The following is a 24011-nucleotide window of genomic DNA, read 5'->3' as shown; positions in this document are numbered from 1 at the left end:
CCAGCCACAGCTTGGCCGCAGCCGGGGACGGCCGCAAGGCCGGCGGCGAGTCCCCGGCGCGGCTTCGGCGCCTGCCGGGCTACAGTGCCCGCGCCCCCGGCTCCACCATGTTCCGCACCGTCCGCGCCTTCACGAAGTCGCCCATCGCCGTCATGTCCCACTCGCCGGAGAACTGGCGGATCAGCTTCGCCATCAGCACGCCCGTCTGCGGCTCGGCGCCGGTGAGGTCGAAGCGGACCAGTTCCTCGCCCGTGGCCGAGTCGACCAGACGGCAGTACGCCTTGGCGACGTCGGTGAACTTCTGGCCGGAGAACGAGTTCACCGTGAACACCAGGCCGGTGACCTCCTGCGGCAGGCGGCCGAGGTCGACGACGATCACCTCGTCGTCACCCCCGCCCTCGCCGGTCAGGTTGTCCCCGGAGTGCTTGACCGCGCCGTTGAGGATCGTCAGCTTGCCGAAGTAGCAGCTGTCGATGTGGTTGCGCTGCGGGCCGTAGGCGATCACCGAGGCGTCCAGGTCGATGTCCCTGCCGCGGAACGCCGGCTCCCAGCCGAGGCCCATCTGCACCTGGGAGAGCAGCGGCCGGCCGCCCTTGACCAGGGACACGGTCTGGTTCTTCTGGAGACTGACCCGGCCCTTGTCCAGGTTGATCTTCCCCGCACCCGGCGCGGGGGCCGGCGCCGGAGCGGCCGGCTGCGGCGGGGCGGCGGGGACTGCCGGGGCGGCGGCCGGCTGCGGCGGGGCCGCGGGGGCGGCGACCGGAGCAGCGGCGGGCTCCTCCACCGTCACGCCGAAGTCCGTCGCGATGCCGGCCAGTCCGTTGGCGTACCCCTGGCCGACGGCGCGGGCCTTCCACTGGCCGCCCCTGCGGTAGATCTCCACGATCACCAGCGCGGTCTCGGTGCCCAGCTGCGGCGGGGTGAACGCGGCCAGCACGGCGCCGCCGTCCGCGTCCCGGATCGTGGCCGTCGGCTCGATGCCCTGGAAGGTCTGGCCGGCCGCGTCCGGGCTGGCCGTGACCACGATCTTCTCGATCTCCGGCGGCACGGCGGCGGTGTCGACCGTGACCGCGTCGGGCGCCGTACCACCGCCGGAGCGGTACGTCACGCCGGGGCCCGTCGGCTGGTTGTAGAAGATGAAGTCGTCATCGGAACGCACCTTGCCGTCGGCGGTGAGCAGCAGGCCCGACACGTCGAGCCGCACCGGAGCGGAGACGTCCACCGTCACGCGCGCGGCCGAGAGAGGGATGTTCGAGCCTGGGGTCATAGCTGTCATGCCCGGTGAACGAACGACATGGCTTTACCGTTCCCTTACCAGCCGAACGGCCTACGGTGCCTCAGCGGCCCCGGCCCGCCGCGCGGCTCACGGCACCATCACGATCTTGCGTCCGACGCCGGCCGCGAACTGCGCCAGCGCCTGCGGGTAGCGCTCCAGCGGGATCCGGTCGCTGATGAACACCTCGGGGTCCAGGACACCGCCCGCGAACAGCTCGGCCGCCCGCTCGAAGCTGTGCAGCACCGCCATGGAGCCGGTGATGGTGATCTCCTGGTTGTAGATGCGGTACGGGTCGACGGTCACCCGGGTCGCGTAGTCGGCCACCCCGAACTGGAGGAACGTGCCGGCCTTCGCCACCCGGCCCAGGCCGTCCTGGATGGCCTTCGCGTTGCCGGTCGCGTCCACCACCACGTCCCAGCCCTGCGGCCGGTCCAGCTCGTCCGCGCTGCCGGCCGCGCCCGAGACACCGAGCCGGCGGGCCGTCTCCAGGCGGGCCGGGTTGACGTCCACCACGTCCACGCTCGCCGCGCCGGTCCGCTTGGCCAGCTCCAGCATCATCAGGCCCATGGTCCCGGAGCCGTAGATCAGCACATGGGCTCCCAGGCGGGCCTTCAGGACGTCGTAGCCGCGCACCGCGCAGGACAGCGGCTCCACAAGCGCCGCGTCCTCGGTGCGCACGTGCTCGGGCAGCTTCACGCAGTTCGCCACCGGGGCCACCGCGTACTGTGCCGCCCCGCCCGCCGTCGTCACGCCGATCGCGGCCCACCGCTCGCACAGGTTGTTGTGGCCGGTACGGCAGTAGCGGCACTCGTGGCAGTACAGGGACGGGTCCACGGCCACCCGGTCGCCGACCGCGACCTCGGTGACCTGGCTGCCCACGCCGACCACCTCGCCCGCGAACTCGTGACCCGGCACGATCGGCAGTTCGGGCGCGAACTCGCCCTGGAGGATGTGCAGATCGGTGCCGCACAGCCCGCACGCGGCGACCTCGACGACGACCTCGCGCGGGCCCGGCGTCGGGTCCGGGACCTCGGTGACGACGGCGCGGCCCACGGACTCGATGACGGCGGCCTTCATTTCACGGCTCCCAACGACAGGCCCTGGACCAGCTTGTCCTGGGCGGCGAACCCCGCGGCGAGCACCGGCAGGGAGATGACGAGCGACGCGGCGCACACCTTCGCCAGGAACAGGCCCTGGCTGGTGATGAAGCCGGTCAGGAAGACGGGGGCGGTCTCGGCGACCACGCCCGTCAGGACTCGGGCGAAGAGCAGTTCGTTCCAGCTGAAGATGAAGCAGATCAGGCCGGTCGCGGCGATGCCGGGCAGGGCGATCGGGGCCACCACGCGCGCGAGGATCGTCGGCAGCCGGGCGCCGTCGATCTGCGCCGCCTCGATCACCGCCACCGGCACCTCGGCGAGGAACGACTGCATCATCCACACCGCGATCGGCAGGTTCATGGAGGTGTAGAGGATGACCAGGAGCCAGATGTTGTCGAGCATCCCGGTGTTCTTCGCGAACAGGTAGATCGGCAGCAGACCGGCTACGACCGGCAGCATCTTCGTGGACAGGAAGAAGAACAGCACGTCCGTCCACTTCCGCACCCGCCGGATCGACAGCGCGTACGCCGCCGGCAGGGCGAGGAGGAGCACGCAGAGCGTCGAGACGAGCGACGCGACCGTCGAGTTGACCAGCGCCGGCCAGGGGCTCGCCCCGCCGCCGCTGCCGAAGAACTCGCGGTAGCCGTCCAGGGTGAGGGCGGCGCCGAAGGAGGGCGGGTTGGTCGCCGCGTCCGCCTCGGAGTGGAAGGACGTCAGCGCCATCCAGGCGATGGGGAGGAAGAAGACGATGCCGGTCAGCCAGGCCACCAGGCCGAGGGCCGGACCCCGGTGCTTGCGGACGGGCAGGGCGATGTCGCTCATGCGCGGGACACCTCCTCGCGGAACAGGGACGACACCACGCGCAGGGCGAAGGTCGCGATGAGGATCGAGCCGATGACCACCAGGACGCCGGCGGCCGAGGCGAGGCCGTTCTCGTGGGCCTGGTAGAAGCTCTGGTAGACGGTGTAGGGGAGGTTGGCGGTGCCCAGCCCGCCGGACGTGAGGGTGAAGACCGCGTCGAAGTTCTGGACGATGTAGATCGAGCCCAGCAGAGCGCCGAGTTCGAGGTAGCGGCGCAGATGCGGGAGGGTCAGGTGGCGGAAGATCTGCCAGTCGTTCGCGCCGTCCACCCGCGCGGCCTCGATCTGCTCGGGGTCACGGCTCTGGAGTCCGGCGAGCAGGATCAGCATCATGAACGGCGTCCACTGCCACACCAGGGAGGCCTCCACGGCGAGCAGCGGAGTACCGGAGATCCAGTCCGGCTGTGGGCCGCCCACAGAGTGCAACAGGCCATTGAGCAAGCCGTATTCAGGGTTGTAGAGCACATGCTTCCAGAGCAGGGCCGCGGCCACCGGGACCACCAGGAAGGGGGCGATCAGCAGGGTGCGGACGAGACCCCGGCCGCGGAACCTGTGGTTCAGCAGCAGTGCGAGCGCCAGCCCGAGGACCAGGCTGACCAGCACCACCGTGACGGTGAGCAGCACGGTCGTCCACACCGAGTGGCGCAGGTCCGCGTCCGTCAGCACCTGGCGGTAGTTGTCGAGGCCGGTGAAGCGGCGGGCCTTGGGGTAGAGGGCGTTCCAGTCGAAGAAGGAGATCGCCAGCGTGGCCACGAACGGCAGCTGTGTCACGACGATCAGGAAGACGAGGGCGGGCAGGAGAGGGGCCCGGGTGGCCCAGGCGCGCAGCCGGGCGGAGGGCTGCCGCGCGGTGCGTACCGGTGTCGCCGCACAGGGGGCTGTGGTCGCGGTCATCGTCCCTCGTACTCCTTCGAGATCCGCTCGGCGAGCTGCTGGGACTTCTTCAGGGCCGAACCGGCGGACTGGCGTCCGGCGATGGCCGAACTGATCTCCTGGGAGACCTTGGTGCCCAGATCGGTGAACTCCGGGATGCCGACGAACTGGATGCCGGGCGCGGGACGCGGCTGTACGCCGGGGTCGTTCGGGCGGGCGTTCTCGATGGCCTCCTTGGTCATGTCCTGGAAGGCGGCGGCCGACGCGCGGTAGTCGGCGTTCGTGTACGTCGAGGCCCGCTTGCCCGCCGGGACGTTCGACCAGCCGCTGGTCTCACCGACCAGCTGCTCGTACCGCTTGCCGGACGCCCAGGACACGAACTTCCACGCCTTGTCCGGGTTGCGGGAGGCCTTCTGGATGCCCCAGGCCCAGGTGTAGAGCCAGCCGGAGGATGTCGTCCGCTCGACGGGGGCGGGTGCGTAGCCGAGCCTGCCCTTGACCGGGGAGCCCTTCGCCTCCAGCAGTCCGGCCGCCGAGGTGGCGTCGTACCACATGGCGACCTTGCCCTGGGTCATGTTGTTCAGGCACTCGGCGAAGCCCGACTGGGCGGCGCCGGACTCGCCGTGCTCGCGGACGAGGTCGACATAGAACTTCGTGGCCTTCTCGAAGGCGGGGGAGTCGAGCCGGGCCGTCCAGTCCTTGTCGAACCAGGTGCCGCCGAAGGTGTTCACGACCGTCGTCAGCGGTGCCATCAGCTCGCCCCAGCCGGGCAGTCCGCGCAGGCAGATGCCCCGCATCCCGGGCCGGGCGCCGTCCGCCTTCGCGGCCAGCTCGGCGACCTGCCGCCAGGTGGGGCGGGCGGGCATCGTCAGGCCCTTCGCCGCGAACACGTCCTTGCGGTACATGAGGAAGGACGACTCGCCGTAGAAGGGCTGGCCGTAGAGCTTGCCGTCGGCGCCGGTGAGGGACTCGCGCATCGGCTTCAGGACGTCCTGCTCGTCGTAGGCCGGGTCCTTCGCGACGTACGAGTCCATCTCGTGCAGCCAGCCGTTGCGGGCGTAGATCGGTATCTCGTAGTTGGACAGGCTGGCCACGTCGTACTGGCCGGCCTGGTTGGCGAAGTCCTGGCTGATCTTGTCGCGGACGTCGTTCTCGGGCAGGACCGTGAAGTTGACCTTGATGCCGGTCTCCTTCGTGAAGTGCGCGGCGGTCAACTTCTGCAGTTCGGTCATCTGCGGGTTGTTGACCATCAGGACGTTGAGGGAGTTGCCGCCGGAACCGGTTCCGCCCGCACCGGCCCAACAGCCGGAGAGCAGCGGGGCGAACAGCGTCCCTACGGCGGCCAGGGCGAGCGTGGCTCGCGGCCTCCGTCGGCTCGGGGTGCGCATGGATCGCTCCTGGAGGGAGGGGAACATGAATAGGGAGGTATATGGATATATGGGGCGCTCGACGGTGTGGAGCGCCCTGGGGGACGGGGGATGGACGGGTCAGACCCGGACGACCTGCGGGCCCAGCAGGGAGTAGCGGTGGGCCTCGGCGGCCTGGAGCTGGGTGCTGGTCACGATCGTCTCCAGTGCGCCGATCTCCGCGAACCGGCAGAAGCTGACCGCGCCGAATTTGGTGTGCACGCCCACGAAGACCGTGCGCCGGGCGGCCCGGACGGCCTGCGCCTTGACCTCGCTGACCGCCGGGTCCGGGGTGGTCAGGCCGTGCTCGCGGGAGATGCCGTTGGCCCCGATGTAGGCGAGGTCGATCACGAAGCCGGCCAGCATCTTCGTCGTCCAGTGGTCGACGGTGGCCAGCGTGCCCGGGCGGACCCGGCCGCCGAGCAGCAGTACGGAGACCTGGCCGGCCTCCGCGAGGGCGCCCGCGACCGGCAGGGACGCGGTGACCACGGTGAGCGGCCGGTCCCTGGGCAGTGCCTCGGCGATGAGCTGCGGGGTGAAGCCCTCGTCGACGAAGACCGTCTCGGCGTCCCCGAGCAGGTCGGCAGCGGCGGCGGCGATCCGGCGCTTCTCGGGCACATGGCTGGTGGCCCGGAAGGCGAGTGTCGTCTCGAAGCCGGCGCTCTCCACCGGATAGGCGCCGCCATGGGTGCGGCGGAGCAGGCCGTGGTCCTCCAGTGCGCGCAGATCGCGCCGGATGGTCTCCTTGGCCACGCCCAGGTCGGAGGCGAGCGCGGTGACGTCCACCGAGCCGGTGGCACGCGCGGCCCGCACGATCTCGCGCCGGCGTTCTTCCGTCGTCCACATGCTCACGTCGTCACCCACTTCCCCGGGGAGCTGCCCGTTCGGGCCCCTGGGGGAAGTTCTACCGCCGGTGCGGGACGCTGACCAGGTCTGTTCCGGGCCCGATGGTGCCCGAGTGGGCCCGTTCCACACGGGCCGTGCCCGCTGCGGACCTGCGTGGCCGCCCGGAAGGGAGTGGGCTCGGGCACGGTGGATGCCCGGATACGGCGACGGGCGGGCCCGTTCGGTGCCCGCCCGCGCGTGTGGACGATCGTTTCCGGCCGCTCGTGGCCGCCGGTGGGGTCAGTACGGCCAGATCGGCGGATCGTTCACGAAGTGCCCGCCCAGGTGGCTGTGGGCCGGGTTCTCCGGGTCCAGCTCGCCCTGCTCGGCGATCAGCTTCTCGGCGTACGGCTCGGAGTCGTCGCGCGGGTCGTAGCCGAGCGCCCGCGCGGTCGTCAGGTCCCACCACAGCCGCGTGTTGGCGGAGGAGCCGTAGACGACCGTGTGGCCGACATCCTCGGCGGTGAGGGCGGCGTGGAAGAGGCGGGCGCCGTCGGCCGGGCTCATCCACACCGAGAGCATGCGGACGCCGGTCGGCTCCGGGAAGCAGGAGCCGATGCGCACGGAGACTGTCTCCAGGCCGTGCCTGTCCCAGTAGAGCTGGGCCAGGTCCTCGCCGAAGGACTTCGACAGGCCGTAGAAGGTGTCCGGGCGGCGCGGGGTGTCGACGGGGATCAACGGGTCGCCCGCGCGCGGGGCCGGCGTGAAGCCGACGGCGTGGTTGGAGGAGGCGAAGACGATCCGTTCCACGCCCTCCTGGCGGGCCGCCTCGTACAGGTTGTAGGTGCCCTCGATGTTCGACTTCAGGATCTTCTCGAAGGGCGCTTCCAGGGAGATCCCCGCGAGGTGGAGGACCGCGTCGACGCCCCGCACGGCCTCGCGCAGCGCCGCCTTGTCGGTGAGGTCCGCGGTGATCGCGTCCGGCTCGCCCTCGACGGGGCGCATGTCGAACAGGCGCAGCGCGTAGCCGTACTCCGGGAGCAGGGACCGCATCAGGGTGCCGAGCCCGCCGGCGGCGCCGGTGAGCAGGATGGTGCGGGGAGCGGGCATCCGTCGATCTCCTCGGGGGTCCTCGATGACAGGGAGGGGCTGCATGTGTGATCGTGATTCACATTCGTGGACACGCTAGGGAGCGGCCGCATGCCCCGTCAAGTGTGCCGTGACGGGCGGGAATCCGCTGCCCCTGTTGCGGGTTTCATGCGCTTGACCCGCGGCAACACCGGCCCGTAGCGTGAAGTCGTTCAGAAATATAGACGCCGATCAGAAGCATGCACCGACAGGGAGTGCCTGTGACGCCAGCCCCTCTCGCCGCCCGGCTCCGCGACCCGAGCGGGCCGCTCTTCTTCCCCGTCACCGCCTACGGCCCCGGCGGCTCACTCGACCTGGACGTCTACCGCACCCATGTACGCCGGGGCGTCGCGGCCGGTGCCGCCGCCGTCTTCGCCGCTTGCGGCACCGGGGAGTTCCACGCGCTGCTGCCGGAGGAGTTCGCGGCCTGCGTCCGGGCGGCCGTCGAAGCGGCCGAGGGGCGCGTCCCCGTGGTCGCCGGGGCCGGTTACGGTACCGCGCTCGCCGTCCGCTACGCGCGTCTCGCCGCGGACGCCGGCGCCGACGGCCTGCTCGCCATGCCGCCGTACCTGGTGCACGCCGGCCAGGAGGGCCTGCTGCGGCACTACCGCGAGGTCGCCGCGGCCACCGACCTGCCGGTCGTCGTCTACCAGCGCGACAACGCCGTGTTCACCCCGCGGACGGTGGTCGAACTCGCCCGCACGGACGGCATCATCGGCCTCAAGGACGGCCTCGGCGACCTCGACCTGATGCAGCGCACCGTCAGCGCCGTCCGCACCGAGGTCCCCGGCGACTTCCTGTACTTCAACGGCCTGCCCACCGCCGAGCAGACCCAGCTCGCCTACCGCGCGCTCGGCATCACCCTGTACTCCTCGGCAGTGTTCTGCTTCGTACCGGAGATCGCCCTCGCCTTCCACCGGGCCCTGGAGACCGGCGACCTGCCCACCGCGCACCGCCTCCTGGACGGCTTCTACCGCCCGTTCGTCGAACTGCGCGCCCAGGGCCGCGGATACGCCGTCTCCCTCGTCAAGGCCGGGGTACGGCTGCGCGGCCTGGACGTCGGCGAGGTCCGGCCCCCGCTGCACGAGCCGGCCGAGGAGCACGTCAAACAGCTCGCCCAGCTGATCGAACGCGGGTATGCCCTGCTGGAGGAGGACGCGTGAGCGAGCACGGCCGCGCGCCGGACGAGCGGTACGAGGACGAGGAGGACGTGTGAAGGCATCGGCGTTCGTCTACCCCTGGGACGTCAACGGGGACCCGGCGGCCCCCGCCCGCATCGCCGGACTCGGCGTCGAGCAGGTCACGCTCGCCGCCGCCTACCACTCCACCCGCGCGCTGACCCCGCGCCACCCCCGCCACCGCATCGTCACCGCCGAGTACGCGGCCGTCCTCTACCCGCCGGGCGACCGCTGGGCGGGCCGCGGCCTGCGGCCCTGCCCCGCCGGCCGCTGGGCCCCCGGCAACGCCTACGGAGAGGCCGCCGAAGCCCTCGCCGCGGCCGGTCTCGAGGTGCACACCTGGGTCGTCCTCGCCCACAACTCCCGCCTAGGCGCCGAACATCCCGACACCTCGGTCGTCAACGCCTACGGCGACCGCTACCCGTGGGCGCCCTGCATCGCCCAGCCCGCCACGCGCGCGTACCTGGTCGACCTGGCCGCCGAGGCCGCGGTACGCCCCGGCGCGCACGGCACCGAACTGGAGTCCCTCGGCTGGTACGGGCTCCAGCATCTGCACGCCCACGACAAGACCGCCGGCGTGGGCCTCGGGGACGCCGGGCAGTACCTGATGTCCCTGTGCTTCTGCCCGTCCTGCCGCACCGGCTACGGCGAGCAGGGCCTGACCGCCGACGCGCTGGCGGCGTCCGTACGCGAGGCGCTGGAACCACTGTGGCGGGGCGCGGCGGACGACGAGGGCTGGCCGACGGTCGCCAAGCTCCTCGGGGAGGACACGGCGACGGCCACGCGCGCATGGCGCGACATGACCGCCCGCACCCTCCAGGAGGAGGCCGTGGCCGCCGTACGGGCCGCCGCGCCCGCCGGCTTCCAGGTCCTGCTGCACGCCGACCCCGTCTCCTACCACTGCGGTGCCAACGTCGGCGTCGACCCCGCGCACATCCTGTCCGTGGCCGACGGCGTAGTGGTGCCCTGCACGGGCGGTACGGCCCTGCTGGCGCCCTTCGCCGCGCGGGTCCGGGAGCGGACGGTGCTGGCCGCCAACCTCACCGTCGTCTCCGGGATGGGCGGCAGCCCCGGCACGCTCGCGCGGGCCGCGGCACGCGCGCGTGCCGAAGGCGCGACGGAACTGCGGCTGTATCACGCCGGATTGGCGTCGGACGGGGACCTCGCGGCCGTGCGCGAGGCCCTCGGCGCCCGCTGAGCCAGGGGCAGCGCCGTCAGCAGCAGCGCCCCGCCGTAGAGCGGCAGCAGCAGGGCGGGGCCGCCCAGTTCGACCAGGCCGGCCCCGAGGGCGAGGCCGAGCACGTTCGGGGTGAAGAGCAGCGTGTTGGCGGTGGCCGTCGCCCGGCCGAGCAGCGGGCCGGGGGTCTCGCCCTGGACCGCGGTGAGCGCGGCGATCAGCACACAGGGCAGGCCCAGGCCGCTCGCCGCACCGGAGACCAGGGCCACCGGGTCCGCCGGAACGGCCCGTGCCACCACCGCCATCCCCGTCAGCGCGATGCCGGCCGCCGCGAACCGGCGCCCGCCGAGCCGCCGCAGCGCCGGCCCGGCGAGCAACCCGGCGGCCACCGAGCCGACGCCCTGGGCGGCGTAGAGCACGCCCGTGTAGGCGGGGGAGTGGCCCAGGCGGTCGACCACCGCGTACACCGTCGTACCGGCCAGCGCCGTCAGCAGCATGGTCGTACCGCCCGCCCGGACCATGGGGCGCAGCACCGGGTGACCCCACAGATGCCGGACGCCCTGCGCGGTCTGCTCCCGCCAGCCGCCACCGGGCCGGGCGGGCGGCTCCTCGCGCACCCGCAGCAGGCCGCACAGCCCGGCGGCCAGCACGAAGGTCGTGGCGTCCAGGCAGGCCACGGCCGGGCCGCCGTAGACCGTGTAGAGGCCCGCCCCGGTCAGCGGGGCGACGAGCTTCATGCCCTCCGTGAGGGCCATCCGCAGCCCGTTGAAGTCGCCGAGGAGATCCGGACCGGCCACGGCGGTCACCAGCGCCGACTCGGCGGCGTCGTGGACGGCACCGGCGGCGCCGTACAGGAACAGGACGGTGAACAGCAGCCACAGGCGGCCGGCGGAGTCGACGGCGAAGAGGGTCGGGAGCAGGGCCGCGAGGCCCAGGTTCAGGGCGATGAGCAAGGGCCTGCGCGGGACACGGTCGGCGAGCGTGCCGAGCACCGGGCCGGCCAGGGTGGGCGCCCACATCGCGAGCAGGCACAGGGCGGCCAGACCGTCGGACCCGGTCAGCTCCTTCACCCACACACCCGACGCCAGCCACAGCGAGGAGGTGCCGAAGCCGGACACCACCAGGCCGGTGAGGTACAGCGCCGCGTCGCGGTCGCGCAGCACGCGGAACACGGTCCAGGAAGTCGTCATGCCCGGTCATCGTGGGCCTAAGGCGGGGGCCGGCGGATCGGTCGGATGCCCTAGGGGGCTTCGTTTGGATCAGCCCGGGTCCGCGACGCCCGGCACGGCACCTCGCCGCGTTGTCGGACCACCCGAGTACGCCCAGTACGCGGGTGATCCTCCGCCTTGCGATGCACCGCACCATGCGCCGCGGCCTGATCCGACCTGATCCAAACGAAACCCCCTAGGTGTGTGCCGCACGGCCACGGTTGCGGTGAGGTGTTCGCCCCTGGCCCGCCCGGGTCCGCGTACCCGCGGTCGACCGCACGCGCTGTGGTGCCTCGGGGAGGGCCGCGGGCCGTGGGAGCGGCGGCGCGGCACCGATGAGATTCCGGGAGCCGGCCGGTCCATCCTTCGTACGCGGAGCACGACCGTGCAGGAGTGAGCGATGACCATGATGGACCTCGGCCCGCAGACGAAGATCCTGGCCCGGCTCGCCGAGTCGGTGACCGACGAGCAGCTGACCGCCGCCACACCGTGCCCGGACTACGCGGTGCGCAACCTGCTGGGCCATCTGCTGAAGCTGTCCGTGGCCTTCCGGGACGCAGCCCGCAAGGAGCTCGGCCCGACGACCGACACCAGCCCGGCCGCCGCCGTCCCGGACATCGGCCCCGGCTGGCGCGAGCGGCTGCCGGAGGCGCTGGACGAGCTGGCCGACGCCTGGCGCGACCCGGCCGCCTGGACCGGCGACACCCGCGCCGGCGGGGTGGACCTGCCGGGCGCGGTCGCGGGCGCCGTCGTCGCCGACGAGCTGGTGATCCACGGCTGGGACCTGGCCCGCGCCACCGGCCAGGACTACGCCCCCGACCCGGCCGCCGTCGACGCGGCCCTCGGGTTCCTGCTGGCCGCGACCGACGACCCGAACCGCGGCAACGGCCCGTTCGGTCCCGTCGTCCCGGTCCCGGAGGACGCGCCGCTGCTGGACCGGGCTATCGGTCTCGGCGGGCGGGACCCGGGATGGCGGCCCTGAGTCCGCTCCCCATGCGGCGGGTCCGCCCCCCATGCGGCGGGTCCGCCCCCCCCATGCGGCGGGTCCGCTCCCCATGTGGCGGGTCTCGGGGCCGACCGGCGGTCGCCGGGCGGCGGAAGCGGCGCATCGGGCCTACGGTGACGCTGAGAGGGGGGCAAGCCGAACGGGTACGGAGGAAGCCACCATGCAGGAGCACTACGTGTGGGTGACGACGCGCCGCCTTCAGCCGGGCACCTTGGACGACTTCGAGAGGGCGTGGCGCCCGGAGCCCGCACCGCAGGGCATGCACCGGGCCTACGCGTACTGGTCCGAGGACGGACAGGAGATCACCGGAGTGTCGTTCTGGGACTCCCGGGAGGCGTGCGACGCATGGCGGGCCTCCGAGCCGGAGGCGCAGCGGCGGGCGGCCATGGCCCCGTACGTCGCCGAGGAGCGCGAAGGCTTCTACCGCGGCCGCGAACTCACCCTGCCCAGCGCCACCCGCGGGTGACCGCGGCTGCCCCGGGCCGCCGCGCCTACGGTGGTGACATGAGCGAGATCGTCGTCGTGTACGAGCTGGAGCAGGCGGCGGCCGCACGCACTCCCGCGGACGGACCGCCCGAGGACCGGCTCCCCCGCAGGGTGCACGCGGCACCCGCCGCCCCCGGCAGGCCCGACGCCGCCGGCCCGCGGACCCTGTGCGGCAAGGACACCTTCGCCATGGCGAAAGCTCGTCGGATGCCGTCCCGGCGCCCTGGGGAGCCGTGGTACCCCGAGGAGTACGCGTCCGTGGTGTGCCCGGACTGCGACGCGGTGATGGAGATCTGATCCGCGCCGTGGACTGCGACGGGGTGACGGAGATCCGACGCGGGCCGTGGCCGGGCGGCCCACGGCCCCGGGACCCGTGAGCCGGACGGGGAGCGGGAGCTTCATGGCGAAGTGTGCCGGAGCGGGGCGCAAGGCGTCGTACCCTCCTGGCTATGCCGCTCACTCTCACCGTCCTCGGTACCGCCTCGCCGCACCCGGGTCCCGACCGGCCCTGCTCCGGGTATCTGCTGGCCGGATCGGGTGCCGAGGTGTGGGTGGACGCGGGGCCGGGCACGTTCGCCGCATTGCAGCGGCACACGGATCCCGCGCGACTCGCGGCGATCTGGATCTCTCACCTGCACGCCGACCACAGCGCCGATCTGCTGTCCGCCGCCTACGCCTTCGCCTTCGGCGGGATGACCCCGCCCGCGCCGATCCCGGTGTACGCGCCCCAGGGCTGCGCCCGCCGGCTGGCCGGCTTCTTCGGGCGGCCGGACGTCGACTTCCTGAAGAGCGTCTTCGACTTCCGCGACCTGTACGACGGCCACGACGTGCGGCACTGGAACCTCCGGCTGACCGCGCGCGCCGTTGCCCACGGCACCGAGGCGTACGGGCTGCGCGCCGAATGCCAGGGGAGCGTGTTCGCGTACTCCGGGGACAGCGGGCCCTGTGCCGCGCTCACCGAACTCGCCGTCGGCGCCGATGTGTTGCTGTGCGAGGCGGACATCGACGCGCATCGCGAGGGCGAACACCCCGGACAGGTGCATCTGACGCCGGAGGACGCCGGCCGTGTGGCCCGCGAGGCCCGGGTGCGCGAGCTGCTCGTCACCCATGTCGGGCCCACCCTCACCCGCGAGTCGGCCACCGCGCGGGCCGCCGCCGTCTTCGGCCGGCCCACCGCCGCGGCACACGAAGGCGCCATCCGCACCTTCTGAACCGGCCGTCGCACCTTCCTCCGGCTCAACTTCCTTTGTCAGAAGCATTGACGAAACCCTGGCCCCCTCCTACTTTCAACGCGTCGTACTTCGTACGTCATATATGAGACGCGATACGCGAGATCCGAGAGGGCCGTATGACCTCTGTGCCCACCCCGATCCCGTCCCGCACGCAGTACGTGCTCGACGCGATCAAGCACCGCATCCTCACCGGGCAGCTGACGCCCGGCCAGGCCCTGGTCGAGACGGAACTGGCCGCGCAGTTCGGGGTGTCCAAGACCCCGGTGCGGGAGGCTTTGAAGACCCTCGCCGGGACCGGCCTGGTCGTGATGAGCCAGTACAAGGGCGTCACGGTGCGCATGGTGGACGCGGACATGGCGCGCGAGGTCTACGACGTGCGGCTGCTGCTGGAGCCGGAGGCACTCCGCCGGGCGGTCGGGCGCGGCGCCTGCCTGGACGCGGCCCGCGACGCGCTGACGCGTGCCGACAACGCCACCGACACCGCCGAACGCTCCCTCGCCAACCGGGAGTTCCACCGCGCCCTCTATCTGCCGTGCGGCAACCCGCTGCTCGGCCGGATGCTGGACGAGGTCCGCGACCAGGCCGCCCTCGTCTCCGCCGTCGCCTGGGCCGCCGACCCCTCCTGGGAGCGGGAGGCCGCCGAGCACCGGGAGATCCTGCGGCTCGCGCTGGCCGGGGACGCGGACGGCGCCGCGCGCGCCCTGCACGGCCACATCGCGTCCTTCGTGCGCCGTGCGTTCCCCGAGCCCCTCCCTGAGGAAGGTCAGCAATGAGCAGCGTGACGTTCGAGACCCAACGGGCGGCCCTGGCCGACGTGGTGGCGATCCCGGTGACTCCCTTCGCCGAGGACGGCTCCGTCGACACCGGCACCCACCGGGCCCTGCTGCGTCGCCTGCTCGACGGCGGGATCAGAACCCTCACGCCGAACGGCAACACCGGCGAGTTCTACGCCCTCACCCCCGAGGAGCGCCGCCTGGTCACCGAGTCGACCGTCGCGGAGGCCGGCGACCGCGCCACCGTCCTGGTCGGGATCGGGCACGACCTGCCCACCGCGACCGCCTCCGCCCGGCACGCCCGCGACCTCGGCGCCCAGATGGTCATGGTGCACCAGCCGGTGCACCCGTACGTCTCGGCGGCCGGCTGGGTCGACTACCACCGTGCCATCGCCGAGGCCGTGCCCGAGCTGGGCGTCGTGCCGTACATCCGCAACGACCGGCTGTCCGGCGTCCGGCTCGCCGAACTCGCCGACCACTGCCCGAACGTGATCGGGGTCAAGTACGCCGTCCCGGACGCCGCCCGGTTCGCCGCCTTCGCCCGCGACGCGGGCCTCGACCGCTTCGTATGGGTGGCGGGCCTCGCCGAACCGTATGCCCCCTCCTACTTCTCCGCCGGGGCCTCCGGCTTCACCTCCGGGCTCGTGAACGTCGCCCCGGCCGTCGCGCTGAACATGATCGAAGCGCTCCGATCCGGTGACTACCCGGCCGCCATGAAGGTCTGGGAGCAGATCCGCCGCTTCGAGGAACTGCGCGCCGCGCACGGCAACGCCAACAACGTCACCGTCGTCAAGGAGGCCCTCGCCGCGCTCGGCCTGTGCCGCCGGGACGTCCGCCCGCCGAGCAGGCAGCTGCCCGAGGACGAGCGCGCCGAGGTCGCCGCCATCGCCGCCGGGTGGTCCATATGAGCGCACCCCGCAAGAGGCCCGAAAGCCTGAGAAGCCACCAGTGGTACGGCACCGACGGGCTGCGCTCCTTCAGCCACCGCGCCCGCACCCGCCAGCTCGGCTACCTGCCCGAGGAGCACCTCGGCAAGCCGGTCATCGCGATCCTCAACACCTGGTCGGACATCAACCCCTGCCACGTCCACCTCCGCGACCGCGCCCAGGCCGTCAAGCGCGGGGTGTGGCAGGCGGGCGGCTTCCCGCTGGAGTTCCCGGTCTCCACCCTCAGCGAGACCTTCCAGAAGCCGACCCCCATGCTCTACCGCAACCTGCTCGCCATGGAGACCGAGGAGCTGCTGCGCTCCTACCCGGTCGACGGCGCGGTGCTCATGGGCGGCTGCGACAAGTCCACGCCCGCGCTGCTGATGGGCGCCGCCTCCGTGGACCTGCCCGCCGTCTTCGTGCCGGCCGGGCCCATGCTCCCCGGCCACTGGCGCGGCGAGATCCTGGGCTCCGGCACCGACATGTGGAAGTACTGGGACGACAAGCGGGCCGGTCTCATCGGCGACTGCGAGATGGCCGAGCTGGAGAGCGGCCTGGCCCGCTCGCCCGGCCACTGCATGACGATGGGTACGGCGTCCACGCTCACCGCCGCCGCCGAGGCGCTCGGGGTGACCGTGCCGGGCGCCTCCAGCATCCCGGCGGTGGACTCCGGGCACGACCGGATGGCCGCCAAGGCGGGCCTGACGATCGTCGAGCTCGTCCACAAGGACCGCAGGCTGAGCGAGATCCTCACCCGGGAGGCCTTCGAGGACGCGGTCACCACCGTGCTCGGCCTCGGCGGCTCCACCAACGCCGTGATCCATCTGATCGCCATGGCGGGCCGGGCCGGGGTGAAGCTCACCCTGGACGACTTCGACCGCATCGCCCGCACGGTCCCGGTGCTCGCCAACGTCCGGCCCGGCGGACAGACGTACCTGATGGAGGACTTCCACTTCGCCGGGGGCCTGCCCGGGTTCCTCTCCCGGATCCCGGACCTGCTCCACCTCGACCGGCCGACAGTCTCGTACGACACCCTGCGCGAGCAGATCAGCGGCGCCCAGGTCCACGACGACGACGTCATCCGTCCCCGCGACCACCCGGTCGCGAGCGAGGGCGGGGTGGCCGTGCTGCGCGGCAACCTCTGCCCGGACGGCGCCGTCATCAAGCACATCGCCGCCGAGCCGCACCTGCTCAAGCACACCGGCCCGGCCGTCGTCTTCGACGACTACAAGGCCATGCAGCGCACCATCAACGACCCCTCGCTCGGCATCACCGCCGACAGCGTGCTGGTGCTGCGCAACGCCGGCCCCAAGGGCGGCCCGGGCATGCCCGAGTACGGCATGCTGCCCCTCCCCGACCACCTGCTGAAGCAGGGGGTGCGGGACATGGTCCGGATCTCCGACGCCCGGATGAGCGGCACGAGCTACGGCGCGTGTGTGCTGCACGTGGCACCCGAGTCGTACGTCGGGGGTCCGCTCGCCCTGGTGCGCACCGGAGACCTCATCACGCTCGACGTCGAGGCGCGCACGCTCCGACTGGACGTGGACGACGAGGAGTTGGAGCGGCGCAGGGCGGAGTGGGCGCCGCCGCCCGCGCGGTACGAGCGCGGATACGGCGCCCTCTACAGCGAGCAGATCACCCAGGCGGACACCGGCTGCGACTTCGAGTTCCTCGCCCGGCCGGGCACGGTGCAGGACCCGTACGCGGGCTGACTCGCCCTCGACCGCCGCTCCGCATGGTCGAGATATCGAACAATGATCGGAAAGCGCTTCACCGAGAACGGAGAACAGTCATGGCCCAAGCCGCAGCCGTGGCGAAACCGCCTGCGCCACCCCGGCGGCGCCGTGCCTCCGCCACCCCGCGCAGGCTGCCGTACCTGCTGATCGCCCCCGCAGCCCTGCTGATGCTGGGCTTCATCGCCTACCCGGTGCTCAGCGTCTTCTACTACAGCCTGCGGAACTACAACCCCACCAAGCCGTGGCGGAACGGCTTCGCGGGCCTGGACAACTTCACCCGGGCGTTCTCCCACGATCCGCAGTTCTGGGACACGCTGACCTTCAGCGCCAAGTGGGTCGTGGTCGAGGTCGGGCTCCAGCTGCTCTTCGGCCTGGCGCTTGCGCTCATCGTCAACCAGACCTTCGCGGGGCGGGCGCTGGGCCGTGCCCTCGTCTTCTCCCCCTGGGCCGTCTCCGGCGTGCTGACCTCCGCGATCTGGGTCCTTCTCTACAACTCCCAGACCGGCATCACCCGTTACCTCGCCGACGCGGGAATCGGCTCCTACGGCACCAGCTGGCTGTCGGACACCTCCACGGTCTTCCCGGCGGCCGTGGTCGCCGACCTCTGGAGGGGCGTCCCCTTCTTCGCGATCCTCATCCTCGCCGACCTCCAGTCCGTCTCCAAGGACCTCTACGAGGCGGCCGAGGTGGACGGGGCGAGCCGGCTCAAGCAGTTCTGGCACATCACCCTGCCCCATCTGAAGGACGCCATCGTCCTGTCCACGTTGCTGCGCGCGGTGTGGGAGTTCAACAACGTCGATCTCCTCTACACCCTGACCGGCGGCGGACCCGCCGGGGAGACCACGACCCTCCCTCTCTACATCGCCAACACCAGCGTCGACGCCCACAACTTCGGCTACGCCTCCGCCCTGACGACGGTGGCGTTCGTGATCCTGCTCTTCTGCTCGATCGTCTATCTGCGGCTGAGCAAGTTCGGAGGTGAGTCCCGGTGATCACCGAGATCGCTCCCGCACCCGAGCGCGAGGCCGCCGAGCCCGACAAGACCCGCAAGAGGCGCCTTGCCTGGGACGAGGTCCCGCGCCGGCAGATCTACGTCCCCCTGACGGTCTACCTCCTCTTCACCCTGATCCCCTTCTACTGGATCCTGCTCTTCGCGCTCCGCCCGGCCGGCTCCACCTCCCTGGTGCCCTGGCCGATGACCTTCGAGCACTTCGAGAAGGTGTGGACCGAGCGCAGCTTCGGCACCTACTTCGCCAACAGCGTCTACGTCGGCCTGGCCACCCTGCTGCTGACCACCGTGGTCGCCCTGGCCGGCGGCTACGCGCTCGCCCGCTTCGACTTCCGCCTCAAGCGCGGCTTCATGCTGGGCCTGCTCTGCTCCCAGTTCGTGCCGGGCGCGCTGCTGCTGGTGCCGCTGTTCCAGATCTTCGCCAAGCTGTCGATGATCAACTCGCTCGGCAGCGTCATCATCGCCGAGACCGTCTTCCAGCTGCCGCTGTCGATGATCCTGATCAGCGGGTTCATCCGGAACGTGCCGTACTCCCTGGAGGAGGCCGCCTGGGTGGACGGCTGCAACCGGCTCACCGCCTTCCGGATCGTCGTCCTGCCGCTCCTGCGGCCGGGGTTGATCGCCGTCGGCTCCTTCGCCTTCGTGCACGCCTGGAACCACTTCCTGTTCGCCCTGATGTTCCTCTCCGACCAGAGCAAGCAGACCATCCCGGTCGGCCTCAACACCCTGATGAGCGCGGACAGCGTCGACCTGGGCGCCCTGGCGGCGGGCGGCATCATCGCGGCCGTACCCGTGGTGATCGTGTTCGCCTTCATCCAGAAGTGGCTGATCACCGGGTTCAGCGCGGGGGCGGTGAAGGGATGACCGTACCCATCGTCCTGGCGGGCGCGCGCGGCCACGGCCGCTGGCACCTGGAGAACATCCGCCGGCTCCAGGCCGCGGGAGCCGTACGGCTGGCCGGGATCTGCGAGCTGGCCCCGCTGACCGGGGCGGAGATCCCGGACGGACTGGGCAGGCCCGAGCAGTCCGCCGACCTCGGGGCGCTCCTGGACTCCACCGGGGCCCGGATCGCCGTGCTCTGCACCCCGATCCCGACCCACACCGACCTGGCCCTCACCGCCGCGGCGCGCGGGGTGCACCTGCTGCTGGAGAAGCCGCCCGCCCCCTCCTACGCCGAGTTCCGCCGCATGGCCGACGGGGTCGCCGCGGCCGGGGTGGCCTGCCAGATCGGCTTCCAGTCGCTCGGCTCGCACGCGGTCCCCGCGATCCGGCGCCTCATCGCCGAGGGCGCGATCGGCGAGGTCATCGGCGTCGGCGGGGCCGGGGCCTGGGCCCGGGACGAGGCCTACTACCGGCGGGCGCCCTGGGCGGGCCGGCGACGCCTGAACGGCGCCGACGTCGTGGACGGGGTCCTCACCAACCCCCTCGCGCACGCCGTCGCCACCGCACTCGCCCTGCTCGGCGCCACCCGCGCCGAGGACGTCACCGGCATCGAGACCGAACTGCTGCGCGCCAACGCCATCGAGTCCGACGACACCTCCTGCGTCCGCGTGCGTACCCCGCGCGGACCGGTCACGGTCGCGGCGACCCTGTGCGCCGAACACCCCGGGGAACCGTACGTCCTGGTGCATGGGAGCGGTGGCCGGATCACCTTCTGGTACAAGCAGGACCGGGTGCTGCTCCAGCGGACCGGCCACGGCCTGCAGGAGACCGAGTACGGCCGCACGGACCTGCTGGAGAACCTCGTCGGGCACCTGGCGGACGGCACGGAGCTGCTGGTCCCGCCGGACGAGACCGGCGCCTTCATGCACGTGGTGGAGGCCGTCCGGACCGCCCCCGACCCGGTGCCGCTGCCCGAGCACGCCTGGCGGCCGCTGCCCGCCGAACACCGCCGGATCGTGCCCGGCGTCGACGGCCTGGTCGCGGCGGCCGCCGAGAGTCTCGCCCTCTACTCCGAACTGGGCGTCTCCTGGGCCCTGCCGAACGAGGTGAGCACCTGATGACAACCTCCGACAGCCTGGTCCTGCGGGTCGCGGGCCGCCCGGTCGGCCGCTATGTCACCCGGCCCGAGCTGCCCGCCCGGCTCGCCCCGCGCCCCCACCTGCACCCCGTCACCACCCTGGCCGGCACGGCGGTCACCGAGGTGAGCCCCGCCGACCACGCACACCACCTCGGTGTCGGTGTCGCCGTACCCGACGTCGAGGGGCACAACTTCTGGGGCGGCCGGACCTTCGTCCGCGACCGGGGACCGACCGAGCTGGACAACCACGGCGTCCAGCGGCACACCGGCTTCCGGCTCCGCGACCCCGACGGCTTCGTGGAGGAGCTGCGCTGGGTCGCCGCCGGGACCGAGCTGCTGCGCGAGCGCCGAACCGTCGCGGCCACCGGGCTCACCGGTACCGCCTGGGCGCTGGACTTCACCTTCTCCCTCACCAACGTCACCCCGGACCCCCTCTCGATCGGCAGCCCCGCCACCAACGGCCGGCCCGGCGCGGCCTACGGCGGTTTCTTCTGGCGGGCCCGCAAAGGCGTGGCGGCGCCGGAGGCGTTCACCGCCGACCGGGAGGGCGAGACGGAGGTCCACGGCACCCGCGCCGGCTGGGTCGCACTGGCCGGCGCCCACTGGACCCTGGTCTTCGCCGGCGCCACCGAGGACACCCGCCGGGACCCCTGGTTCGTGCGGACCGCCGAGTACCCCGGGGTGGGCTCCTCCCTGGCCCACGGCGAGCGGCTGACCGTCGCGCCCGGCGGGACCGTCGTACGCCGGGTCGTCACCGTCGTCGCCGACGGACGCCTGAGCCGGGCCGAGGCGGCCGCGCTGGCCGGCAGGGCGGTGACGCAGTGACCACCCCCGAGACCTACACCAACCCGGTCCTGAACGCCGACTGGTCCGACCCGGACGTCGTCCGCGTCGGCGACGACTTCTACCTCACCGCCTCCAGCTTCGGCCGGGTCCCCGGCCTGCCGCTGCTGCACTCGCGCGACCTGGTCAACTGGACGCTCGTCGGCCACGCCCTCGAACGCCTGGAACCCGAGGAGGAGTTCGCCAAGCCCCGGCACGACTGCGGGGTCTGGGCGCCGGCCATCCGGCACCACGACGACCGCTTCTGGATCTTCTGGGGCGACCCGGACCAGGGCGTCTTCCAGGTCAACGCGCCCGAGATCAGAGGGCCGTGGACCCGTCCGCACCTGGTGAAGGCGGGCCGGGGCCTGATCGACCCGTGCCCGCTGTGGGACGACGAGACCGGCGACGCCTACCTGGTGCACGCCTGGGCCAGGTCCCGCTCCGGCGTCAAGAACCGCCTCACCGGCCACCGTATGCACCCCGACGGCACCTCGCTGCTCGACGAGGGCAAGGTGATCGTCGACGGGGACCGCATCCCCGGCTGGTTCACCCTGGAAGGGCCCAAGCTCTACCGGCACGACGGCTGGTTCTGGATCTTCGCCCCCGCCGGGGGAGTGGAGACGGGCTGGCAGGGCGTGTTCCGCTCGCGCGGGTTCTTCGGCCCGTACGAGGAGCGGATCGTCCTGGAGCAGCGGGACACCGAGGTCAACGGGCCGCACCAGGGCGGCTGGGTGCGCACGGAGGCCGGCGAGGACTGGTTCCTGCACTTCCAGCAGCGCGGCGCCTACGGCAGGGTGGTCCACCTCCAGCCGATGCGGTGGGGAATCGAAGGCTGGCCGGTCCTCGGCGATGCCGGCGCCCCCGTCGCCGTACACCGGCGGCCCGCCCTGCCGTCGCAGCCGCCCGCCGCGCCCGCCACCGACGACGACTTCCCCGGCGGCCGGTACGGCCGGCAGTGGCAGTGGACCGCCAACCCGGGCGACGGCTGGGCCACCCAGCACTCCGGGGACGGCCTGCGGCTGACCTGCCTCCGCTCGGCCGACGTCCACGACCTGCGCACCCTTCCGAACATCCTCACCCAGCGGCTGCCCGGCCGGCCCGGCGTGGCCGACGTCGAGCTGCGGCTGGACGGCACCGGGCCGGGCGCGCGGGCCGGGCTCGTGGTGCTCGGGGACGCCTTCGCCTGGATCGGGCTGGAGCGCGGAGCCGACGGCACGGTCCGGCTCGTGCACCGGTTCGCGGAGGCGGTGGCCGACCGGGAGCGCGATGCCGGTGTCCCGCGCCCCGCGCCCGACGGTCGGGCGCGGCTGCGGATCGAGGTCGGGGCCGGCGCGCGGTGCCGGTTCCGGTACGACCTCGGGTACGGCCCGTGCCGCTCCGGGCCCGTCTTCGCCGCCACCCCCTGGCGCTGGGTCGGTGCCCTGCTCGGCCTGTTCGCCGCCGCACCCGAGGGACCGGGGCACGCGGGGTCGGCGACCTTCACCCGCTTCCGTATCACCTCCCCCCTCACCCCCACACCTTCCACTCCGTCGGATCCAGCAGAAGAGAGCCGCCCATGACCAACAGCATCCGCACCCGCAGAAGCCGGCGCGCCGCCCTGGCCGTCGCCCTGGGCTCCGTCCTCGCCCTCACCGCCACCGCCTGCGGCGACGACGGCAGCGGTGGCGCGGGGGACAAGGGGAAGGAGGGCTCCGGCAAGGGCACGATCACCTTCTGGGACAACAACGGCGGTGTCCGCACCGACGTCTGGAAGCAGATCATCGCCGACTTCGAGACGAAGTACCCCGACATCAAGGTCGAGTACGTCGGCGTGCCCGCCGCGAGCGTGCAGTCCAAGTACGACACCGCCATCCAGGGCGGCGGCCTGCCGGACGTCGGCGGGGTCGGCACGGCGATGCTGGCCGAGGTCGCCGCGCAGGGCGCGCTGGAGCCGCTGGGCGACCGGATCTCCGGCAGCTCGCTGAACGGCAAGCTCAACGCCAAGTTCCTGGAGAGCGTGACGGCCGCCGGCGGCGACGGCAGGACGTACACGGTGCCGACGTCCGCGAACAACGGCACGCTGTGGTACCGGACCGATCTGTTCGGCGCGGCCGATCTGGCGGCGCCGACCACCTGGACGAAGTTCTACGCGGCCGCCGACAAGCTCACCGCCAAGGGCAGGAACGCCTTCGGGTACACCATCCGCGGTGGCGAGGGATCCATCGCGCAGGCGCTGGACGCGATGTACGGGCAGAGCGGGATCACCTCCTTCTGGAACGGCGACAAGACCACCGTCAACGACCCGAAGAACGTCGCCGCCCTGGAGAAGTACGTCGGCCTGTACAAGAAGGACACCCCGTCCGCCGACGTCAACAACGACTTCACCAAGATGGTCGCCCAGTGGGATTCCGGCACGATCGGGATGCTCAGCCACAACCTGGGCTCCTACGCCGACCACGAGAAGGCGCTGAAGGGCAAGTTCAGGGGCATTCCCAACCCGACGCTGGACGACGGGACCCGGGTGCAGGTGTCCAACCCGGTCGACGGGCTGGCCCTGTTCAAGTCCAGCAAGAACAAGGCGGCCGCGTGGAAGTTCATCGAGTTCGCCGCCTCGCACGAGTCCAACAGCAAGTGGAACCAGGTCGCGGGACAGGTTCCGGCCAACACGGAGGCGGCACAGGACGCGTGGGTCCAGAAGAGCGAGCCGACGAAGCTCGCCGCGGAGGCGCTGAACGGGTCCAGCACGAAGATCGTGCAGCTGCCGTACTACCTGCCCGACTGGAACACCCTGTCCAAGGCCGACAACGAGCCGAACTTCCAGAAGGTGATGCTCGGGAAGCTGAGCGCGCAGGAGTTCCTGGACACGCTGGCCGATCAGCTCGACGCTGCGCAGGCCGACTGGAAGAAGAACCACTGAGAGCTCGGGTGGTCGCGGTGGTGGGGGACTGCGGGCCGGTGCGCGGCCGGACGCGCACGCGCGGCGGAGCCGCA

Annotated in this window: 23 protein-coding genes; 15 read left to right on the top strand and 8 right to left on the bottom strand. The window is 72.2% G+C overall.

Annotated elements, in window-relative coordinates:
- Nucleotides 1-79 precede the first annotated feature (79 nt).
- The 7 genes from ACZ7DL_RS15870 to ACZ7DL_RS15840 all read right to left on the bottom strand — a co-directional run bounded on the left by ACZ7DL_RS15870 (nt 80) and on the right by ACZ7DL_RS15840 (nt 7447).
- On the bottom strand, nt 80-1267 hold the full coding sequence (locus tag ACZ7DL_RS15870; RefSeq protein WP_470774918.1) for a TerD family protein: 1188 nt from the start codon (nt 1265-1267) through the stop codon (nt 80-82).
- Nucleotides 1268-1363: 96 nt separating this feature from the next.
- Entirely contained in the window at nt 1364-2353 is a 990-nt protein-coding gene (locus ACZ7DL_RS15865) for a zinc-dependent alcohol dehydrogenase family protein (protein ID WP_470774740.1), read from the bottom strand.
- Nucleotides 2350-3195, bottom strand: coding sequence for a carbohydrate ABC transporter permease (locus tag ACZ7DL_RS15860; protein WP_470774739.1), 846 nt, complete (start codon nt 3193-3195; stop codon nt 2350-2352). Before ACZ7DL_RS15860 ends, ACZ7DL_RS15865 begins: the two co-directional genes overlap by 4 nt.
- Nucleotides 3192-4127, bottom strand: coding sequence for a carbohydrate ABC transporter permease (locus tag ACZ7DL_RS15855; RefSeq protein ID WP_470774738.1), 936 nt, complete (start codon nt 4125-4127; stop codon nt 3192-3194). Before ACZ7DL_RS15855 ends, ACZ7DL_RS15860 begins: the two co-directional genes overlap by 4 nt.
- The gene (locus tag ACZ7DL_RS15850) at nt 4124-5494 is read right to left on the bottom strand and encodes an ABC transporter substrate-binding protein (protein WP_470774737.1); all 1371 of its coding nucleotides are present in this window, start codon (nt 5492-5494) and stop codon (nt 4124-4126) included. Before ACZ7DL_RS15850 ends, ACZ7DL_RS15855 begins: the two co-directional genes overlap by 4 nt.
- Nucleotides 5495-5593: 99 nt before the next feature.
- Nucleotides 5594-6358, bottom strand: a complete 765-nt coding sequence (locus tag ACZ7DL_RS15845; RefSeq protein WP_470774917.1) for a DeoR/GlpR family DNA-binding transcription regulator — start codon at nt 6356-6358, stop codon at nt 5594-5596.
- A gap of 279 nt (nt 6359-6637) precedes the next feature.
- Complete coding sequence (locus ACZ7DL_RS15840; protein ID WP_470774736.1) at nt 6638-7447, bottom strand: NAD-dependent epimerase/dehydratase family protein; 810 nt, start codon at nt 7445-7447, stop codon at nt 6638-6640.
- 239 nt (nt 7448-7686) lie between these two features.
- Here ACZ7DL_RS15840 and ACZ7DL_RS15835 point away from each other — a divergent pair, with 239 nt between their 5' ends.
- Nucleotides 7687-8628 carry a 5-dehydro-4-deoxyglucarate dehydratase gene (locus tag ACZ7DL_RS15835; protein WP_470774735.1) on the top strand — a complete coding sequence of 314 codons (942 nt, stop codon included), beginning with the start codon at nt 7687-7689 and terminating at the stop codon, nt 8626-8628.
- Between the two features lie 49 nt (nt 8629-8677).
- Entirely contained in the window at nt 8678-9841 is a 1164-nt protein-coding gene (locus tag ACZ7DL_RS15830) for a hypothetical protein (protein WP_470774734.1), read from the top strand.
- On the opposite strand, the gene ACZ7DL_RS15825 is transcribed toward ACZ7DL_RS15830, so the two are convergent.
- Nucleotides 9778-11010: an MFS transporter gene (locus ACZ7DL_RS15825; RefSeq protein WP_470774733.1), complete on the bottom strand. Its 1233-nt coding sequence runs from the start codon at nt 11008-11010 to the stop codon at nt 9778-9780. The two genes, ACZ7DL_RS15830 and ACZ7DL_RS15825, sit on opposite strands and share 64 nt — an antisense overlap.
- A gap of 418 nt (nt 11011-11428) precedes the next feature.
- Here ACZ7DL_RS15825 and ACZ7DL_RS15820 point away from each other — a divergent pair, with 418 nt between their 5' ends.
- From ACZ7DL_RS15820 to ACZ7DL_RS15760, 13 genes are all read left to right on the top strand, one after another.
- Nucleotides 11429-12010: a TIGR03086 family metal-binding protein gene (locus tag ACZ7DL_RS15820; protein ID WP_470774732.1), complete on the top strand. Its 582-nt coding sequence runs from the start codon at nt 11429-11431 to the stop codon at nt 12008-12010.
- Nucleotides 12011-12194: 184 nt separating this feature from the next.
- Nucleotides 12195-12500 carry a hypothetical protein gene (locus ACZ7DL_RS15815; protein WP_470774731.1) on the top strand — a complete coding sequence of 102 codons (306 nt, stop codon included), beginning with the start codon at nt 12195-12197 and terminating at the stop codon, nt 12498-12500.
- A 38-nt stretch (nt 12501-12538) separates the two neighbouring features.
- Nucleotides 12539-12817: a hypothetical protein gene (locus ACZ7DL_RS15810; RefSeq protein WP_470774730.1), complete on the top strand. Its 279-nt coding sequence runs from the start codon at nt 12539-12541 to the stop codon at nt 12815-12817.
- A gap of 152 nt (nt 12818-12969) precedes the next feature.
- On the top strand, nt 12970-13731 hold the full coding sequence (locus ACZ7DL_RS15805) for an MBL fold metallo-hydrolase (protein ID WP_470774729.1): 762 nt from the start codon (nt 12970-12972) through the stop codon (nt 13729-13731).
- A 137-nt stretch (nt 13732-13868) separates the two neighbouring features.
- On the top strand, nt 13869-14525 hold the full coding sequence (locus tag ACZ7DL_RS15800) for a GntR family transcriptional regulator (RefSeq protein WP_470774728.1): 657 nt from the start codon (nt 13869-13871) through the stop codon (nt 14523-14525).
- Nucleotides 14522-15433, top strand: coding sequence for a dihydrodipicolinate synthase family protein (locus tag ACZ7DL_RS15795; RefSeq protein ID WP_470774727.1), 912 nt, complete (start codon nt 14522-14524; stop codon nt 15431-15433). The genes ACZ7DL_RS15800 and ACZ7DL_RS15795 overlap by 4 nt, the downstream gene beginning before the upstream one ends.
- Complete coding sequence (gene araD / locus ACZ7DL_RS15790) at nt 15430-17163, top strand: L-arabinonate dehydratase (protein ID WP_470774726.1); 1734 nt, start codon at nt 15430-15432, stop codon at nt 17161-17163. Before ACZ7DL_RS15795 ends, araD begins: the two co-directional genes overlap by 4 nt.
- Before the next feature lie 80 nt (nt 17164-17243).
- Entirely contained in the window at nt 17244-18179 is a 936-nt protein-coding gene (locus ACZ7DL_RS15785; RefSeq protein WP_470774725.1) for a carbohydrate ABC transporter permease, read from the top strand.
- Complete coding sequence (locus ACZ7DL_RS15780; protein WP_470774724.1) at nt 18176-19060, top strand: carbohydrate ABC transporter permease; 885 nt, start codon at nt 18176-18178, stop codon at nt 19058-19060. Before ACZ7DL_RS15785 ends, ACZ7DL_RS15780 begins: the two co-directional genes overlap by 4 nt.
- A complete protein-coding gene (locus ACZ7DL_RS15775; protein WP_470774723.1) occupies nt 19057-20196 on the top strand; it encodes a Gfo/Idh/MocA family protein in 1140 nt (379 codons plus the stop codon). The genes ACZ7DL_RS15780 and ACZ7DL_RS15775 overlap by 4 nt, the downstream gene beginning before the upstream one ends.
- The gene (locus tag ACZ7DL_RS15770; protein ID WP_470774722.1) at nt 20196-21041 is read left to right on the top strand and encodes a DUF6807 domain-containing protein; all 846 of its coding nucleotides are present in this window, start codon (nt 20196-20198) and stop codon (nt 21039-21041) included. Before ACZ7DL_RS15775 ends, ACZ7DL_RS15770 begins: the two co-directional genes overlap by 1 nt.
- On the top strand, nt 21038-22600 hold the full coding sequence (locus tag ACZ7DL_RS15765; protein ID WP_470774721.1) for a glycoside hydrolase family 43 protein: 1563 nt from the start codon (nt 21038-21040) through the stop codon (nt 22598-22600). Before ACZ7DL_RS15770 ends, ACZ7DL_RS15765 begins: the two co-directional genes overlap by 4 nt.
- Entirely contained in the window at nt 22597-23937 is a 1341-nt protein-coding gene (locus ACZ7DL_RS15760; protein WP_470774720.1) for an ABC transporter substrate-binding protein, read from the top strand. Before ACZ7DL_RS15765 ends, ACZ7DL_RS15760 begins: the two co-directional genes overlap by 4 nt.
- The last annotated feature ends 74 nt before the right edge of the window (nt 23938-24011 follow it).

It is taken from the genome of Streptomyces sp. NPDC036984, assembly GCF_055607665.1.
Note: the sequence above shows the minus strand (reverse complement) of the source record. Positions and strands in the feature narration are given on the sequence as shown.

Excerpts from the sequence above, each read along its gene's own strand:
- ACZ7DL_RS15870 (WP_470774918.1), bottom strand. The coding sequence starts at position 1,267 with ATGACCCCAGGCTCGAACATCCCTCTCTCGGCCGCGCGCGTGACGGTG.
- ACZ7DL_RS15865 (WP_470774740.1), bottom strand. The coding sequence starts at position 2,353 with ATGAAGGCCGCCGTCATCGAGTCCGTGGGCCGCGCCGTCGTCACCGAG.
- ACZ7DL_RS15860 (WP_470774739.1), bottom strand. The coding sequence starts at position 3,195 with ATGAGCGACATCGCCCTGCCCGTCCGCAAGCACCGGGGTCCGGCCCTC.
- ACZ7DL_RS15855 (WP_470774738.1), bottom strand. The coding sequence starts at position 4,127 with ATGACCGCGACCACAGCCCCCTGTGCGGCGACACCGGTACGCACCGCG.
- ACZ7DL_RS15850 (WP_470774737.1), bottom strand. The coding sequence starts at position 5,494 with ATGCGCACCCCGAGCCGACGGAGGCCGCGAGCCACGCTCGCCCTGGCC.
- ACZ7DL_RS15845 (WP_470774917.1), bottom strand. The coding sequence starts at position 6,358 with ATGTGGACGACGGAAGAACGCCGGCGCGAGATCGTGCGGGCCGCGCGT.
- ACZ7DL_RS15840 (WP_470774736.1), bottom strand. The coding sequence starts at position 7,447 with ATGCCCGCTCCCCGCACCATCCTGCTCACCGGCGCCGCCGGCGGGCTC.
- ACZ7DL_RS15825 (WP_470774733.1), bottom strand. The coding sequence starts at position 11,010 with ATGACGACTTCCTGGACCGTGTTCCGCGTGCTGCGCGACCGCGACGCG.
- ACZ7DL_RS15820 (WP_470774732.1), top strand. The coding sequence starts at position 11,429 with ATGACCATGATGGACCTCGGCCCGCAGACGAAGATCCTGGCCCGGCTC.
- ACZ7DL_RS15815 (WP_470774731.1), top strand. The coding sequence starts at position 12,195 with ATGCAGGAGCACTACGTGTGGGTGACGACGCGCCGCCTTCAGCCGGGC.
- ACZ7DL_RS15810 (WP_470774730.1), top strand. The coding sequence starts at position 12,539 with ATGAGCGAGATCGTCGTCGTGTACGAGCTGGAGCAGGCGGCGGCCGCA.
- ACZ7DL_RS15805 (WP_470774729.1), top strand. The coding sequence starts at position 12,970 with ATGCCGCTCACTCTCACCGTCCTCGGTACCGCCTCGCCGCACCCGGGT.
- ACZ7DL_RS15800 (WP_470774728.1), top strand. The coding sequence starts at position 13,869 with ATGACCTCTGTGCCCACCCCGATCCCGTCCCGCACGCAGTACGTGCTC.
- ACZ7DL_RS15795 (WP_470774727.1), top strand. The coding sequence starts at position 14,522 with ATGAGCAGCGTGACGTTCGAGACCCAACGGGCGGCCCTGGCCGACGTG.
- araD (WP_470774726.1), top strand. The coding sequence starts at position 15,430 with ATGAGCGCACCCCGCAAGAGGCCCGAAAGCCTGAGAAGCCACCAGTGG.
- ACZ7DL_RS15785 (WP_470774725.1), top strand. The coding sequence starts at position 17,244 with ATGGCCCAAGCCGCAGCCGTGGCGAAACCGCCTGCGCCACCCCGGCGG.
- ACZ7DL_RS15775 (WP_470774723.1), top strand. The coding sequence starts at position 19,057 with ATGACCGTACCCATCGTCCTGGCGGGCGCGCGCGGCCACGGCCGCTGG.
- ACZ7DL_RS15770 (WP_470774722.1), top strand. The coding sequence starts at position 20,196 with ATGACAACCTCCGACAGCCTGGTCCTGCGGGTCGCGGGCCGCCCGGTC.
- ACZ7DL_RS15760 (WP_470774720.1), top strand. The coding sequence starts at position 22,597 with ATGACCAACAGCATCCGCACCCGCAGAAGCCGGCGCGCCGCCCTGGCC.